This window comes from Mesorhizobium sp. KACC 23794 (genome assembly GCF_052180275.1).
In the GTDB taxonomy this organism is placed as follows: domain Bacteria; phylum Pseudomonadota; class Alphaproteobacteria; order Rhizobiales; family Rhizobiaceae; genus Kumtagia.
In genome coordinates this window covers 4,821,327-4,836,654 of sequence record NZ_CP197465.1, presented here as the reverse complement: position 1 = coordinate 4,836,654, position 15,328 = coordinate 4,821,327, and the positions used below count along the sequence as shown (strand labels likewise).

21 protein-coding genes are annotated in these 15,328 nt (G+C 65.3%); 19 read left to right on the top strand and 2 right to left on the bottom strand.

The features are described from left to right. Positions 1-42 precede the first annotated feature (42 nt). Positions 43-837: a class D beta-lactamase gene (blaOXA, locus tag ACSBOB_RS23755; RefSeq protein WP_442578526.1), complete on the bottom strand. Its 795-nt coding sequence runs from the start codon at positions 835-837 to the stop codon at positions 43-45. 206 nt (positions 838-1,043) lie between these two features. Next, positions 1,044-2,666: an ABC-F family ATP-binding cassette domain-containing protein gene (locus tag ACSBOB_RS23750; protein WP_442578525.1), complete on the bottom strand. Its 1,623-nt coding sequence runs from the start codon at positions 2,664-2,666 to the stop codon at positions 1,044-1,046. Between the two features lie 400 nt (positions 2,667-3,066). On the opposite strand from ACSBOB_RS23750, the gene ACSBOB_RS23745 reads away from it, so the two are divergent. The 19 genes from ACSBOB_RS23745 to ACSBOB_RS23655 all read left to right on the top strand — a co-directional run bounded on the left by ACSBOB_RS23745 (position 3,067) and on the right by ACSBOB_RS23655 (position 15,114). Further along, on the top strand, positions 3,067-3,564 hold the full coding sequence (locus tag ACSBOB_RS23745) for a hypothetical protein (protein WP_442578524.1): 498 nt from the start codon (positions 3,067-3,069) through the stop codon (positions 3,562-3,564). After that, on the top strand, positions 3,533-4,801 hold the full coding sequence (locus tag ACSBOB_RS23740; RefSeq protein WP_442578523.1) for a DNA-packaging protein: 1,269 nt from the start codon (positions 3,533-3,535) through the stop codon (positions 4,799-4,801). Before ACSBOB_RS23745 ends, ACSBOB_RS23740 begins: the two co-directional genes overlap by 32 nt. A 154-nt stretch (positions 4,802-4,955) precedes the next feature. Next, positions 4,956-6,134, top strand: a complete 1,179-nt coding sequence (locus ACSBOB_RS23735; RefSeq protein WP_442578522.1) for a phage portal protein — start codon at positions 4,956-4,958, stop codon at positions 6,132-6,134. Between the two features lie 208 nt (positions 6,135-6,342). Continuing rightward, positions 6,343-6,633 (top strand): type II toxin-antitoxin system TacA family antitoxin, encoded by a 291-nt coding sequence (locus ACSBOB_RS23730; protein WP_442578521.1) that lies wholly within the window; start codon positions 6,343-6,345, stop codon positions 6,631-6,633. Continuing rightward, positions 6,612-7,151, top strand: a complete 540-nt coding sequence (locus ACSBOB_RS23725; RefSeq protein WP_442578520.1) for a GNAT family N-acetyltransferase — start codon at positions 6,612-6,614, stop codon at positions 7,149-7,151. The genes ACSBOB_RS23730 and ACSBOB_RS23725 overlap by 22 nt, the downstream gene beginning before the upstream one ends. A gap of 139 nt (positions 7,152-7,290) precedes the next feature. After that, positions 7,291-7,623, top strand: coding sequence for a DUF6107 family protein (locus tag ACSBOB_RS23720; protein ID WP_442578519.1), 333 nt, complete (start codon positions 7,291-7,293; stop codon positions 7,621-7,623). After that, on the top strand, positions 7,620-8,312 hold the full coding sequence (locus ACSBOB_RS23715) for an HK97 family phage prohead protease (RefSeq protein WP_442578518.1): 693 nt from the start codon (positions 7,620-7,622) through the stop codon (positions 8,310-8,312). The genes ACSBOB_RS23720 and ACSBOB_RS23715 overlap by 4 nt, the downstream gene beginning before the upstream one ends. After that, positions 8,309-9,562 (top strand): phage major capsid protein, encoded by a 1,254-nt coding sequence (locus ACSBOB_RS23710; RefSeq protein WP_442578517.1) that lies wholly within the window; start codon positions 8,309-8,311, stop codon positions 9,560-9,562. The genes ACSBOB_RS23715 and ACSBOB_RS23710 overlap by 4 nt, the downstream gene beginning before the upstream one ends. 262 nt (positions 9,563-9,824) lie before the next feature. After that, a complete protein-coding gene (locus ACSBOB_RS23705) occupies positions 9,825-10,394 on the top strand; it encodes a head-tail connector protein (protein ID WP_442578516.1) in 570 nt (189 codons plus the stop codon). After that, positions 10,394-10,729: a phage head closure protein gene (locus ACSBOB_RS23700; RefSeq protein WP_442578515.1), complete on the top strand. Its 336-nt coding sequence runs from the start codon at positions 10,394-10,396 to the stop codon at positions 10,727-10,729. The genes ACSBOB_RS23705 and ACSBOB_RS23700 overlap by 1 nt, the downstream gene beginning before the upstream one ends. Before the next feature lie 8 nt (positions 10,730-10,737). Beyond that, positions 10,738-10,914: a hypothetical protein gene (locus ACSBOB_RS23695; protein WP_442578514.1), complete on the top strand. Its 177-nt coding sequence runs from the start codon at positions 10,738-10,740 to the stop codon at positions 10,912-10,914. Continuing rightward, positions 10,895-11,302, top strand: coding sequence for a DUF3168 domain-containing protein (locus tag ACSBOB_RS23690; protein WP_442578513.1), 408 nt, complete (start codon positions 10,895-10,897; stop codon positions 11,300-11,302). Before ACSBOB_RS23695 ends, ACSBOB_RS23690 begins: the two co-directional genes overlap by 20 nt. Positions 11,303-11,382: 80 nt before the next feature. After that, positions 11,383-11,796 carry a phage major tail protein, TP901-1 family gene (locus ACSBOB_RS23685; RefSeq protein ID WP_442578512.1) on the top strand — a complete coding sequence of 138 codons (414 nt, stop codon included), beginning with the start codon at positions 11,383-11,385 and terminating at the stop codon, positions 11,794-11,796. Next, the gene (locus ACSBOB_RS23680; protein WP_442578511.1) at positions 11,793-12,134 is read left to right on the top strand and encodes a gene transfer agent family protein; all 342 of its coding nucleotides are present in this window, start codon (positions 11,793-11,795) and stop codon (positions 12,132-12,134) included. The genes ACSBOB_RS23685 and ACSBOB_RS23680 overlap by 4 nt, the downstream gene beginning before the upstream one ends. Further along, a complete protein-coding gene (locus ACSBOB_RS23675; RefSeq protein WP_442578510.1) occupies positions 12,131-12,364 on the top strand; it encodes a rcc01693 family protein in 234 nt (77 codons plus the stop codon). The genes ACSBOB_RS23680 and ACSBOB_RS23675 overlap by 4 nt, the downstream gene beginning before the upstream one ends. Positions 12,365-12,367: 3 nt before the next feature. Then, entirely contained in the window at positions 12,368-12,931 is a 564-nt protein-coding gene (locus tag ACSBOB_RS23670; protein ID WP_442578509.1) for a phage tail tape measure protein, read from the top strand. Positions 12,932-13,118: 187 nt separating this feature from the next. Further along, positions 13,119-13,766 (top strand): phage distal tail protein, Rcc01695 family, encoded by a 648-nt coding sequence (locus tag ACSBOB_RS23665; RefSeq protein ID WP_442578508.1) that lies wholly within the window; start codon positions 13,119-13,121, stop codon positions 13,764-13,766. Further along, positions 13,763-14,653: a DUF2163 domain-containing protein gene (locus tag ACSBOB_RS23660; protein WP_442578507.1), complete on the top strand. Its 891-nt coding sequence runs from the start codon at positions 13,763-13,765 to the stop codon at positions 14,651-14,653. The genes ACSBOB_RS23665 and ACSBOB_RS23660 overlap by 4 nt, the downstream gene beginning before the upstream one ends. Further along, a complete protein-coding gene (locus tag ACSBOB_RS23655; protein ID WP_442578506.1) occupies positions 14,650-15,114 on the top strand; it encodes an NlpC/P60 family protein in 465 nt (154 codons plus the stop codon). The genes ACSBOB_RS23660 and ACSBOB_RS23655 overlap by 4 nt, the downstream gene beginning before the upstream one ends. The last annotated feature ends 214 nt before the right edge of the window (positions 15,115-15,328 follow it).

Sequence of the window (15,328 nt, the reverse complement as noted above, 5' to 3'; positions counted from 1 at the left end):
AGCCGCCTTTTGATCGAACCGGCCGCGGCTACCGCGGCCGGTTCAGGAGGGAGGCAGCAGCGCCGGCAATTCCTTGAGAAAAGCATCGCGGGCGATGAGGCCGGAGCCGATGGCTTCACGTTTCTCCGTCTGGATGAGGCGGGCGAACACGATGGTGGTGTCGCCGCGCGACGCCCAGCCGACGAACCAGCCATAGGCGCGGGCTCGGTCGAGCGAGCCGTCGGCCTTGCGCGGAAAGGCGGAGCCGGTCTTGCCGTGCAACTCCCAGCCGCCGGGCGGCGGCGGTTGCAGGGTCAGCCGGGCGGTCATGTCGAAGGCGACGGGCGAGACCGGCAGTTCGCGCCGCACCAGCTTGCGCAGGAAGGCAACCTGCTCGACTGGCGAGATTTTCAGCGACGAGCCGATCCATGAGCGCTCCAGCCCGTTGTCCTTGCCCGGATCGCCGGAAACATCCTCATTGCCGTAGCTGAGCGATTGGACATAGGCGCGAAAACGCTCCTCGCCGAGGGTCTCGGTGATCCGCTGCGAATACCAGACGACGGATTTTTTCATCCAGCTGTCCGGGTCGATGTCGGTGCGCCATGCGGGAACCCAGTCCGGATAGCCTTCACGAAACGGCAGCAGCGGTGCGTGCTCGTCCTTCAGGAAACCGGAATCGTAGCCCATCAGCGCAAGCGGGATCTTGAAGGTGGAGGCCGGCGTGACCCGTGTCTCGCAGTCGCCGGTCTGGACAAGCATCTTGCCGGTCGCGGCGTCGGCCAGTGCCGTGCAGATTGTCCTGGCCTCCGCCGAAAATGGCAGAACAGCGAGGACGAGGGTGAGGACCGATAAGCGCATTTGTGGATTTCCGTTCTGCCGGCGCCCCGCCGCCCGTAGGGGGATTAGCGGGACAGGGTTAAGCGGAGGTGACGAAGGCGGGCTGGACTTCGACCGGGCGCGATGTCGTCAAGGCTGCAACGAAGCGGTCGCGCGATTGGGGCCGTGGAAATATCACTCAGCCTGCCGGCCGTGTACCCGTAGCCGTCCGGCCCATGATGAAAAAGTCAGCTCCGCAGGCCGGGGGCTTCCTGGCCGGTGCGCTCGACATATTCGGTGTAGCCGCCGCCATAGGCGTGCATGCCGTCCGGCGTCAGTTCCAGCACGCGGTTCGACAGCGCCGCGAGGAAATGGCGGTCGTGGCTGACGAACAGCATCGCGCCCTCGTAACGCGACAGCGCCTCAATCAGCATCTGTTTCGTAGCGATGTCCAGATGGTTGGTGGGCTCGTCGAGCACCAGAAAATTCGGCGGGTCGAACAGCATCTTCGCCATCACCAGCCGCGCCTTTTCGCCGCCCGACAGGACGCGGCACTTCTTCTCGATCTCGTCGCCATAAAAACCGAAGCAGCCGGCCAGCGCTCGCAATGGCGCCTGGCCCGCCTGCGGGAAGGAATCCTCGAGTGATTGCAGCACTGTGCGCTCGCCGTCGAGCAATTCCATCGCGTGCTGTGCGAAATAGCCCATTTTTACACTGGGACCGCGCGCCACCGAACCGTCATCGGGCTCCGCCGCGCCGGCGACCAGCTTCAGCAGCGTGGATTTGCCCGCGCCGTTGACCCCCATGACGCACCAGCGCTCGCGCCGGCGCACCTGGAAGTCGAGCCCTTCGTAGATCGTGCGGCTGCCATAACTTTTATGGACATTCTTCAGTGTCGCGACGTCCTCGCCCGAGCGCGGCGCGGGCTGGAATTCGAAACGCACCGTCTGCTGGCGTTTCGGCGGCTCGACCTTGTCGATCTTCTCCAGCTTCTTGACGCGGCTCTGCACCTGCGCGGCGTGGCTGGCGCGCGCCTTGAAGCGCTCGATGAAGGCGACCTCCTTGGCCAGCATCGCCTGCTGGCGCTCGAATTGCGCCTGCTGCTGCACTTCGGCCACCGCCCGCTGCTGGCGGTAGAATTCGTAGTCGCCGGAATAGGACGTCAGCGCGCCGCCGTCGATCTCGACGATCTTTCCGACGATGCGGTTCATGAACTCGCGGTCGTGCGAGGTCATCAGGATCGCGCCGTCAAAACCTTTCAGGAAATTCTCCAGCCAGATCAGGCTCTCGAGGTCGAGATGGTTGCTCGGCTCGTCGAGCAGCATGGCGTCGGGCCGCATCAGCAGGATCTTTGCCAGCGCGACGCGCATCTTCCAGCCGCCCGAGAGCTTTGCGACGTCGCCGTCCATCATCTCCTGGCTGAAGCCGAGCCCCGCCAGCACCTCGCGGGCGCGGCCGTCCAGCGCATAACCGTCGAGCTCGTCGAAGCGGTGCTGCACGTCGCTATATCGCGTCAGGATCTCGTCCATCTCGTCGGCGCGGTCGGGGTCGCCCATGGCGGCCTCCAACTCGGCCATCTCGGCCGCAAGCGCGCTGACCGGGCCGACGCCGTCCATGACCTCGGCGACCGCGCTGCGGCCGGACATGTCGCCGACATCCTGGCTGAAATAGCCGATGGTCACGCCGCGATCGACCGACACCTGGCCCTCGTCGGGCTGCTCCTCCCCGGTGATCATGCGGAACAGCGTGGTCTTGCCGGCGCCATTGGGACCGACGAGGCCGACCTTCTCGCCGCGCTGGATCGCGGCCGAAGCCTCGATGAACACGATCTGCTTGCCGTTCTGCTTGCCGATGTTTTCGAGACGGATCATGCGTTTCCAACCTGGGAACGGCCCGGATGCTTCGCGACCGCGAAGCCCTAAAGCATCGCGCCCGCGCCCGCGCAAGGGTTGCAGATGTCACAGCACGCCGTGCCGGCAGCGGGTCAGTCCCGCCTCCGAACGAAGCCGTCGGCCGATCCGGGACGTAAACGCCCGATGAGCCGCAATTGAAATGCACATCAAAATAGGAAAAAAGTCCTTGACGGCGTCACGGTGGTCTGGTAGGGTTCTGTCATCGTCCGAAAAATATGAGAGAAGCGGAGCGGCGGAAGCAGGGTGTTTCCGACCCCGTTCCCGCGGTCTCTCATCCGGCGCTCGGCCATCTTCTTCCGGTGAGCGCGGAGAGGAGACACAGGCCGCAGCCTTCGGTGCGCAATCAGGAAAATCTGGAATGATAAAAAAATCGCCGCCGAAGCAGCGGGCGGCACGGCCGCTTGCGCGCCAGCGGGCGCTGCGGATGCTGGCCGAGGGCGCGAAGCCGACGCTGGAATTGCTTGCCGACGCCAGCGCGCGGTCGCTGAAGATGCTGCGGGCCGATGCCAGGAAGGAAGGCTGGGCGCTCGACCGCGAGCCGGAGCCGGATATCGGCGCCAGGGTGCGCGCATTGGCGACCGGCCTGCTCGACAAGGTCGAGGCGTTGCGCACCGGCGAGGACGGCAAGAACGACAGGCAGGAGATCGACACACTGCTCGCCATGATCCGCGGGCTGGAGAAGATCGACGAGATTTTGCGCTCCGACGAGACCGCGCGGGAAAGCCAGATCCAGAAAGATGAAGACCTCGCAGACATCCTTGACCGCGTTAACGAGAGAATTATCCGCCTCGCAAAGGAGTTCGCATCGGCAATGGTTGCTAAGAGTGCTGGGCCTTTACGGGGCGAAGCTGGCTGACGGCCATTGGTGGTCGCAGGCGCGGGAGCCGCAATATCCGCTGCTGCTCGGCCAGCCGGCGACCTGGCTGGTGACCGGCGGGCGCGGCGGCGGCAAGACCCGGCTGGGCGCCGAATGGGTGAACGCGGTGGCGCGCGGCTTGCCGCCCTTCACGGTGAGCGGACGGCGGCACAATCTGATCGCGCTGGTGGGCGAGACGCTGTCCGACGTGCGCGAGGTGATGATCGAGGGGCCGTCCGGCATCAGGGCGACGGCGCGCGACAATGTCGCCCGCTACGAGCCGAGCCGGCGGCGCCTGGTCTGGCGGAACGGCGCGGTGGCGCATGTGTTTTCGTCCGAAGATCCGGAAAGCCTGCGCGGACCGCAGTTCGAGGCGGCCTGGTGCGACGAACTGGCGAAGTGGAAGAACGCCCAGGCGACGTTCGACATGCTGCAGTTCGGTTTGCGGCTGGGCATCCTGCCACGCCAGGTCATCACCACCACGCCGCGGCCGACGAAGCTGATGAAGCGGCTGATCGCCGACCCGAAAGTGATCGTCACGAGACTTGCGACGGTCGGCAATGCTGAAAACCTGGCGTCCGGCTTCATCGCGGCGATCAACGAACGCTTCGGCGGCACGCAGCTCGGCCGGCAGGAACTGGAGGGCGAACTGATCGAGGATCGCGAGGACGGTTTGTGGACGCGGGGTCTGGTGGAAGCGGCATATCTGGCGGAAATACCGGAGCTGCGGCGGATCGTCGTGGCGGTCGACCCGCCGGCCAGCGCCCGCAAGAGTTCGGATGCCTGCGGCATCGTCGCCTGCGGGCTGGACGGGCAGGGCAGGGTGATCGTGCTGGCGGATGCGACGGTCAAGGCGGCGCGGCCGCAGGACTGGGCGAATGCCGCGGTGAACCTGTTCCACCTTCTGGAGGCGGACTGCATCGTCGCCGAGGTGAACCAGGGCGGCGACATGGTGAGCGCGGTGATCCGCGCAGCGGACGCTTCCGTGCCGGTGCGCACCGTTCGCGCCCGGCGGGGGAAATGGACGCGGGCCGAGCCGGTGGCGATGCTCTACCAGCAGGGCCGCGTGCTGCATGCCGGGCGTTTTGCGGCGCTGGAGGACGAGATGTGCGACTTCGGCATCGACGGGCTTTCCGGCGGCCGTTCGCCGGATCGCGTGGACGCGCTGGTCTGGGCCGTAAGCGAGCTGATGCCGGACAGGTATTCGGAGCCGAGGGTAAGGACGCTGAGCGAATAGCGAATAGCGAATAGCGAATAGCGAATAGCGAATAGCGAATAGCGAATAGCGAATAGCGAATAGCGAAGATCGGCTTGATCTGAACCAAGTCAATGAAATTCTTCCCTATTCGCTACTCCCTATTCGCTATTCGCTCCTAAATCGAGGATCGCCGATGCAACTGAAATGGCCCTGGACCAAACGTCCGGGAGGAATTTCCGCGCCCGAGCGCAAGGGCGGGTGGCCGGGCGGCTTCGTCGCCCTGCACATGCAGGCGGAGGCCTCCTGGACACGACGGGACTATGCGACGCTGGCGCGCGAGGGGTTCATGCGCAACCCCGTGGTGCACCGCTCGGTGCGGCTGATCGCCGAGACGGCGTCGGCGGTGCCGTGGCTGCTCTACGATGGCGCGGCGGAGCTTTCGGAACATCCGCTGCTGTCGCTGCTGGAGCGGCCGAACGCGCGGCAGGCCGGCGCGAGTTTTTTGGAGGCGCTGTACGGGCATCTGCTGATCTCCGGCAATGCCTATGGCGAACTGGTCGAGGCCGGGGAGGCGCTGCGCGAGTTGCATCTGCTCAGGCCCGACCGGGTGTCGGTGGTCTGCGATGCAAGGGGCTGGCCGGTGGCGCTGGATTACCGCACCGACAAGGGCCGGCGCACGGTGCCGACAGGCGCGGCGGACACGGGCGGGGCGTTGCATCTCAGCCTGTTCCATCCGCTCGACGATATCAGCGGTTTTCCGCCGCTGGAGGCGGCGCTGATGGCGCTGGACACGCACAATGCGGCGGGGCGCTGGAACAAGGCGCTGCTCGACAACTCGGCCCGGCCTTCGGGTGCGCTGGTCTATGCGCCGAAGGACGGCAGCAATCTCACCGACGACCAGTTCGACCGGCTGAAGGCCCAGCTTGAGGAGGGCTATACCGGTACTCGCGGCGCCGGGCGGCCGCTTGTGCTCGAGGGCGGGCTCGACTGGAAGGCGATGGGCCTGTCGCCGAAGGACATGGATTTCATCGAGGCGAAGAATTCGGCGAGCCGCGACATCGCGCTGGCCTTCGGCGTGCCGCCCATGTTGCTCGGCATTCCGGGCGACAACACCTACGCCAATTACCAGGAAGCCAACCGCGCCTTCTACCGCATGACCGTGCTGCCGCTGGTGGCACGCACCGCGCGCGAACTGTCGGCCTGGCTGGCTCCCGCTTACGGCGAGGGTCTGCGGCTCTGGTACGACGCCGACCAGGTCGACGGACTCTCGGCCGAGCGCGAGGCGCTGTGGGCAAGGGTGGGGGCCGCGGGTTTTCTGACGGACGACGAGAAGCGGGAAGCGGTGGGGTATGGCAGTAGAGAAGGCGAATAGCGAAGGTAGGCAAGACATGTTGCGAAATGCAGGCCTTCACATTTGATGTCCTTGCAGCTTGTTGATGGAAAACCCTCGATATTCCGCAGCCAAACTTGATGAGCGCGGTTTCCACGCGCCCTCAATTTTGTGTCAATACATTGTCAACACGAAGCCGATTGTGGTAATGGGAAATCTGGATGGCCCTTCGCATTGAAGGAGAACGACGATGGCTCCTCCCCTGAAAAAAGAGAACATGAACGTGCGTATCACTGCGGACGCGCTCGATCTGATCAAGCGCGGCGCTCTGGCGAGTGGCAAGACCATATCGGCGTTCGTGCTTGAGGCCGCGTCGGTCCAGGCAGAGAAAGCATTGCTTGACCAGCGCTTCTTCTATCTCGACGCTCAGGTGTTTGATGATATCGAGGAAAGGCTGTCTAAGCCGGGCGAGCCGCGGCCGGAACTGGTCGAATTGTTCAAGGCGACGAACAAGGTCAGATGGGCGAACTCGGGCAGCTAGGCCTTTTCTCACCCGAACTGCTGACACAGGATCATCGGATCGCCGGCTTCACATGTGGCCGCCCCGCCTTGGATGCCTGGCTGCGCGACATGGCGCTGCACAATCAGCGTGAGAACTATACGCGAACCTTCGTGGTGCGAAACGCGGCCATGGAGGTGAGGGGATATTATGCGCTGTGCGCCGGTGTTCTGTTCAGGAAGGATGCACCGAAGGTCCTGGCGAGACACGGCGCGCCGGCTGAACTGCCGGTAGCGCTGCTGGCGAGGCTGGCCGTCCACAACGATGTCAAAGGCAATGGACTAGGACGGACCCTGCTTGCGCATGCGCTGCAAACCGCATGTCTTGCTGCTCGCCAGGTTGCATTTCGCGCGATAGTGGTCGATGCGCTCGATGAAGAGGCAGCCGAATTCTATCGCCGGCTTCATTTTCAGGAAACCAAGATCGGCCCGCTCAAGCTGGCGCTGCCAATCGCAGATGTTCTGCCATCGATTGCAGTAGCGGAACGGGACGAAGACTAACGGGCAGCAGGCAACAGGCACCGTTTCCAAGTCTATTGCCCTCTCCGCTGCCAGTCCTGCTCTCAATCTGGAAGCGGGCCCAACCTGACATACCGTCCCACTGCCCTTGTTCCGCCAAGACCAACGGGATCTTCATAACATGACAGATTTCAACGAGGCGGCCTGGCTATGGGTCGCCAAAGGAGCGGGCGCGGTCGCTGGCTCGGCGATCTCGCTTGCTTACATTCTTCCGACCGGGCGGCGCGAGGCGGCGGTGCGATTTGCCGTCGGGCTGGTCTGCGGCCTGGTTTTCGGCGGCACGGCCGGCCTGAAGATCGCCAGCGAACTCGGCATCGAGAAGCTGATCGGCGCCGGCGAGACGGCGCTGATGGGCGCGGCGGCGGCGAGCCTCTGCGCCTGGTGGGCGCTGGGCCTGCTGCAGCGGACTTTTTCCAATGGCGGCATCGGCCGCCTGTTCAGGAGCGGCAAATGACAGGGCGGGTTCTGGACGTCGCGCGCGAGCGCAAATACGCCGGCGTCAGGCTGGCGGAGGTCGAGACCGACGGCGCCTTCTCGGGCTACGCCAGCCTGTTCGGCGCGGTCGACCTCGGCAAGGACATGGTGGAGCGCGGCGCCTTTGCCCGCTCGATCCGCGACCGCGGCGCGGCCGGCATCCGCATGCTCTACCAGCACGATCCGGCGGAACCGATCGGCGTGTGGACCGAACTCAGGGAAGACGGGCGCGGCCTTTTCGTCCGCGGCCAGCTTGCCCGGGATGTGGCCAAGGCGCGCGAGGTGCTGTCGCTGATGCGCGCCGGCGCGCTTGACGGGCTGTCGATCGGCTTTCGTGCGGCGAAGGCGACGAACGATGCCAAGACAGGCGTGCGCCGCATCGTCGAGGCCGATCTCTGGGAGATCTCGGTGGTGACCTTCCCGATGCTGCCCGGCGCGCGTGTCGAGGCGGTGAAGGGCCATGGCGGGCTGCCCACCATCCGAACATTCGAACGCTGGCTCACGCGGGATGCGGGGCTGTCGCGCGGCGAGGCCCGTGCGGTGATCGCCAAGGGTTACGCCAGCCTGCTGGGCGCGCGGGACGCCGCCCCGGGATCGACGGAAGACCTCGTGAACAGGCTTCGCGAGGCGACACGATTCATGCATCCAACACGAAAGATAAAACGATGACGGAACAGACGGGCCTGCAAGGGCTGGAAAGGAAGTCGGCCGACGGCGCCGACCTCGCCGAGGCCTTCGGCGATTTCATGACGACCTTCGAGGCGTTCAAGGACGCCAATGACGAGAAACTGGCCGAGATCGAGCGCCGCCTGGGCGCCGATGCGGTGACGACCGACAAGGTCGAGCGCATCTCCAAGGCGCTCGACCAGCAGAAGCGGGCGCTGGACGACCTGTCGCTGAAGCGGGTGCGCCCGCAGCTCGGCGACGGCGGCCGTAAAACCGCGCTCACCGAGCACAAGGCGGCGTTCGACGCCTATCTCAGACGCGGCGACGAGCGGGCGATGCGCGCTCTCGATCTCAAGGCGATGTCCATCGGCTCCGGCGCCGATGGCGGCTATCTGGTGCCTGAGGAGATCGAGGCGGAGATCGGCAAGCGCCTGGCGCATATCTCGCCGATCCGCTCGATCGCCTCGGTGCGGCAGGTGTCGTCGGCTGTGCTGAAGAAGCCGTTCTCGGTCACCGGGCCGGCGGTCGGCTGGGTAGCGGAGACGGCGTCGCGGCCGCAGACCAACGCACCGACGCTGGACGAACTGCAGTTTCCCACGGCCGAGATCTACGCCATGCCGGCGGCCACGCCGGCGCTGCTTGAGGACGCGGTGGTCGATCTCGACCAGTGGATCGCGGCCGAGATCGAGACCGCCTTTGCCGAGCAGGAGGGCGCGGCCTTCGTCACCGGCAACGGCACCAACAAGCCGAAGGGTTTCCTCGCCTACGACATCGTCGCCGAGGGAAGCTGGGCCTGGGGCGACATCGGCTACATCGCGACGGGTGTCGCCGGCGCGCTGCCGGCGAGCAACCCCTCCGACAAGCTGATCGACCTGGTCTATGCGCTGAAGGCGGGCTACCGACAAAATGCCTCGTGGGTGATGAACAGGAAGACCCAGGCGGCGATCCGCAAGCTGAAGGATGCGGACGGCAACTATCTCTGGCAGCCGCCGGCGACGCCTGGCGGACGTGCCATGCTGATGGGCTTTCCGCTGGTCGAGGCCGAGGATATGCCGGACGCCGCGACGGATGGCACGCCGATCGCCTTCGGCGATTTTGCACGAGGCTACCTGGTCGTCGACCGCACCGGCGTGCGCGTACTGCGCGATCCCTACTCGGCCAAACCCTACGTACTGTTCTACACGACCAAGCGCGTCGGCGGCGGCGTGCAGGATTTCGACGCGATCAAGCTGCTGAAATACGGCACGACGTAAGCAGGCGAATCCGGCGGGCGATGTTGCCCGCCGGGCTCGATTTTTCATTCCGCGCCGCCGGGGCACTTCGCCGCCGGTAAGACATGGATCCTCGGGTCCCGCAGGTCGCTTCGCTCCTGCTCACCCGGGGATGACGAGACACAGAGACACGGCACATAGCCGACGGGCGGTCACTCATTCTTGCGCCCTGCGTCGCGCGTGCCGTCGCGGCCCCGGTCTCCTCCCAGCCGGGGCCGCTCCTTTTGCGACAACGAGGTTTTTGATGACACTGGTTCTCACTGGAGCGCCGGAGGCGGAGCCCGTGACGGTTTCGGAAGCGAAAAGCTTCCTGAGGCTCAGCGGATCGTCCGAGGATGCGCTGATCGAAGGACTGATCCGTGCTGCGCGCGAGGACGTCGAGCGTTCGGCTGGGCTGGCGCTGATCGACCAGACCTGGCGGCTAGCGCTGGACGCCGTGCCGCGCAACGACGTGGTCACGCTGATGCGGCATCCGGTGAAGGAGATCATCGCGGTGACCGCCTACGGGACGGAAGGCGAGGCGTCGCTGGTCGGCGCCGGCGACTACCAGGCCGACCTGATGTCGCGGCCGGCACGGCTGTTCTTTCGCAGGCGGCCCGAGCCGATGCGGGCGATGAACGGGTTGGAGATCGATTTTCGCGCAGGCTTCGGAGAGGCGGGGACCGAGGTTCCGGACCTGCTGCGCCGGGCGATGCTGGTGCTGGTCGCGCACTGGTACGAGTTCCGCGCCAGCTACGGCCCCGACGAGCAGCCGGTTTCCTATCCGCCGCACTATGAGCGGATGATCGCCGGCTATCGCGACCGGAGGCTGTGATGCGCACGACTTTCCTCGATCCCGGCGCGCTGCGCACCGAATTGTCGCTGCAGGCCGCGGAACTGACGGACGATGGGCTGGGCGGGCATATCACGGCCTGGCAGGAGGTCGCGACCGTGTTCGGCCTGATCGAACCGCTGTCGCAGACGAGCCGTTTCGGCGCCGGGCAGGTGCAGGAGGAGAATACCCATCGGATCACCATCCGGCGTCGCGACGGCGTCGCGGCGGGCATGCGGCTTGCCGGGCAGGCGAGGGCGTTCGACATAGTGACCGTTCACGATCCCGACGAATCCGGCCGCTATCTTATGTGCCGGGTGAAGGAGGTCGAACCGTGAAACTCGCCATGAGGCTGACGCTCGACGACTTGATTCGGACTCTCAGGATGCAGGCGCAACAGCTTGCCGACGATGTGGAATTCCCCCGCGCGGCATCCGATATCGATGACCCGGCGGCGCCGGAGCGCGGCGGACGGCGGCGGCGCGCAATAACGGGAGCGGACGATGACGCAGGCCGCGGCTGAACTGCAGAAGGCGATCTTCGTCACGCTTGGCAGCGATGCTGTGCTGGTGGCGCTGCTCGACGGCGGCAAGATCTACGATCACGCCCCGGCGCATGTGGCATTCCCCTACATCACCTTCGGCCGCTCCAATGCGTTCGACTGGAGCACCGGGACGGAGAGCGGCGACGAGCAGATCTTCACGCTGCATATCTGGTCGAAGGCGCAGGGAAAAAAAGAAACGCTGGCGATCATGGAGCAAGTGAAGGCGCTGCTGCACGGCGCGCCGCTGGAGCTTGCCGGCTTCCATCTGGTCAGCATCCGCCTGGAGTTTTCGGAGGCGCGCTTCGACGAAGATCTTTCCGTGCATCATGGTTTAATGCGGTTCAGGGCGCTGACCGAGGCGATCTAGCGCACGTGAATGCCATCGGCATGCGCCAAGCTGTCCCAGCCTGATGAAAACCCTGATCTGGATACTTTGAGGAGACCAACATGACCGCACAGAAGGGCAAGGATCTCTTGCTCAAGATCGATCTCGACGGGCTGGGCAACTTCGTCACCGTCGCCGGGCTGCGCTCGCGGCGGCTGGCTTTCAACAGCGAGACCGTCGACGTGACCGACGCGGATTCGGCCGGGCGCTGGCGCGAATTGCTGGCCGGCAGCGGCATCCAGCGTGCCTCGGCCGGCGGCTCCGGCATCTTCAAGGATGCGCAGTCGGATGCCTCGATTCGGACGCGGTTCTTTTCGGCGGATATCGTCGACTGGCAGTTGGCGATCCCGGACTTCGGTATCGTCGAAGGTCCGTTCCAGATCACCGCACTGGAATATTCGGGCAACCACGACGGCGAGGTGACTTTTGAGATCGGTCTGGAATCGGCCGGCGCCATCAGCTTCGAGGCGGCGTGATGGCGGTGAACCGGCGGCGCGGCGAGGTGGCCGCGGAACTCGACGGCCAGGATTACCGGCTGTGCCTGACACTGGGCGCGCTGGCGGAACTCGAAGCCGCGTATGAGGCCGACGATCTCGGCGCGCTGGTCGAGCGTTTTGCCGGCGGGCGGCTTTCGGCGCGCGACCTGATCCGCATCGTCGGGGCGGGATTGCGGGGCGCGGGCAACGCGATCGGCGACGAGGATGTGGCGCGCATGCAGGCGGCCGACGGGGCCGCGGGCTTTGCCGCGATCGTCTCGGAACTGCTGACGGCCACCTTCGGCGCGAAGACGGCGGAGACGCCGCCGCGCCCTTGAGCGCCGCGGCAGGTGCTGGCGGCGGACCCTCGCCGGGAGCGTTTCCCTGGGACACGGTGATGGCCGTGGGGTTCGGCCTGCTGCGGCTTTCTCCGAAGGATTTTTGGGCGATGACGCCGCGCGAGTTCGAGCGGGCGATGCATTTCCACGGGCATGCTGCCGGCGGCGCGCCGGAGCGCAGCAGTCTCACGGCGTTGATGTCGGCGTTCCCCGACAAGCGGAGGCAATAGCATATGGCTGAGAATGTCGTCGTCTCGATCGAGGCGGATACCGCGCCGTTCCTGGAATCGCTGGACAATCTGCAAAGGCTGTCGGCGAGTTTCGGCACGCAGCTGACCGGCGCCTTGCGTGGCGCGGTGGTCGACGGGAAGGATCTGGACAGCGTTCTGAGGCGCCTCGCGCTGAGCCTGACGGGCATGGCGCTGAACCAGGGGCTGCAGCCGCTGCAGGGACTGATGGGGGCGCTGTTTTCCGGCATCACCGGCGGGTTCAAGAACCTGCTGCCTTTCGCCAAGGGTGGCGTCGTGCCTTTCGCGTCCGGCGGGGTGGTCTCGTCTCCGACCTACTTCCCCGCGGGCGGCCGTCTCGGCCTGATGGGCGAGGCAGGCACCGAAGCCGTGCTGCCGTTGCGGCGCGGGTCCGACGGACGCCTGGGCGTCGCAGCGGGCGGCGGCGGGGCGTCGGTTAACGTCGTCTTCAATGTCACCACCCAGGACGCCGCCTCGTTCCGCAAGTCGGAAGCCCAGGTGACCGGGATGCTGGCGAGAGCGGTGTCGCGGGGGACAAGGACGTTTTGAGAAAGACAGCGAATAGCGAATAGCGAATAGCGAATAGCGAATAGCGAATAGCGAATAGCGAATAGCGAATAGCGAGGATCGGTACTTGTGACGAGAAGTCAATGATCTTGTTACCTATTCGCTATTCGCTATTCGCTATTCGCTATTCGCTATTCGCTATTCGCCACCACCCTTCCACGGATTTCCAATGACCGAACTTTCCGCCTTCCACGACGTGCGGTTCCCCACCGCCGTGTCCTTCGGCGCGACCGGCGGGCCGGAGCGGCGCAACGAGATCGTGACGCTGACCTCCGGCCGGGAGAAACGCAACGCGCGTTTCGCCCATTCGAGGCATCGCTATGACGCCGGCACGGGGCTGCGCTCGCTGGCCGATCTTTTCGAGATCGTCGACTTCTTCGAGGCGCGGCGTGGGTCGCTGCATGCTTTCCGGTTCCGCGACCCGTTCGACATGAAATCGTGCCGGGCCGACCAGGTCCCGTCGTCGGATGACCAGACGTTGGGGACGGGCGACGGCGAGACGGCGCGCTTTGCGCTGGTGAAGTCTTATGGCGACGGCGAGGGGGCTTATGCGCGGCCGGTCCGCAAGCCGGTGCTGGCCGGCCTTGCGGTGGCGGTCGGCGGTGCGGCCGTGTCGCCCGACGACTACACGTTTGACGACGCGACCGGAGAGATCGTTTTCGAGCCTTCGGCTCTCCCGGAAGAAGGACAGGCGGTGACGGCAGGCTTCGAGTTCGATGTGCCGGTGCGTTTCGACATAGATCGGCTGGAGATCGGCATCAGCGCTTTCAAGGCCGGAGCCATTCCGTCGATTCCCCTGGTGGAGGTGCGGCTGTGACGGTCTATCCGGAAGCGCTTGCCGCGCATCTCGAAGGCGAGGCGACGACCGTCTGCCATTGCTGGCGGCTGACGCGGCGCGACGCGGTCGTCAAAGGTTTCACCGATCACGATCGCGATTTGACGGTCGACGGGACGGTGTTCCGGCCGCTGACCGGCTTCAGCGCCACCGAAGCGCGGGATACGCTGGGCCTTGCCGTCGATACGGTCGATGTCGAAGGTGCGCTGTCGTCGGACGATATCGACGAAGCCGATATCGCGGCCGGGCTCTACGACGACGCCACGGTCGAGACACTGCTCGTGAACTGGGCGGCGCCGGCGCAATTCGCAAAACTGCGCAGCGCCACGATCGGCAGAATCACGCGGCGGGACGGAGCTTTCGTTGCCGAGTTGAAGAGCCGTATGCATGCACTTGACCAGGTGAACGGACGGGTGATTTCCCGCCGGTGCGATGCCGAGCTTGGCGATGCGCGCTGCCGTTTCGTGCTGGACCAGCCAGGGTTTTCCGCTACGGGCGCGGTGGTATCGGTGGCGACGCCGGACAGGTTGCGCGTCTCCGGGCTGGGGTCGTTCGCGGATGGATGGTTCGCGCTGGGCACCATCGAATGGACGAGCGGCGCGCGGGCCGCCAGCAAATCCTATGTCGGCACGCATCGGAAAAGCGGAGCGGCCGTCGACCTGATGTTGCAGCCTGAAGAGCGTACAATGCCGGAGGCCGGCGACGCATTCCTGATCCGCGCCGGCTGCGACAAGGCTTTTGCCACTTGCCGGGAGAGATTCGGCAATGCACTGAATTTTCAGGGGTTTCCGCATCTTCCCGGAAACGACGCGGCCTATGGCTATGCGGTCGACGGCGATGTCTTCGACGGAGGTCCGTTGGTGCCATGAGCGGCGAAGCAGGAACTGACGCAGATGTGGCTGCGCGCGTGGTCGCCGAGGCGCTGGATTGGGTCGGTACGCCATATCGACATCAAGGGATGCGAAAAGGCGTCGGCTGCGACTGCCTCGGCCTGCTGATCGGGGTGTGGCGCGCGATCTATGGCGCCGCGCCGGAAGAGCCGGGACCGTATTCGGTCGATTGGGCGGAAGCCGGCGGCGGCGACCGCTTCCTCGAAGCGGCGCGGCGGCATTGCCGAGAGAAGGCGGTTATCGAGGCGCGGGCCGGCGACCTGATCCTGTTCCGCTGGAGAAGCCATCTACCGGCAAAGCACGCGGCGATCCTCGTCGCGCCGGACCGTTTCGTCCACGCTTATGAGGGTAGCGCCGTAGTTGTCAGCGCGTTGGTGCCGCAGTGGCGGAAGCGGATTGCTGCGGCCTTTGTCTTTCCCGAGATTGAAGCCAACGACTGACCTGATATTTCCGAAACAAGCTTCCTGAATACCTCCATCCAGGCGCGTCTCATTCACGATCGCGTCAAGCTGGAACACCCCTCATCCGTCTCGGCTTCGCCTCGACACCTTCTCCCACAAGGGGAGAAGGGGGAGCGCTCCCGCATCGTCTCTGCAAATCTCCAACGTTGGCGATTGGCTGATACTGATGCGCGAAACTCCACCTTCTCCCCTT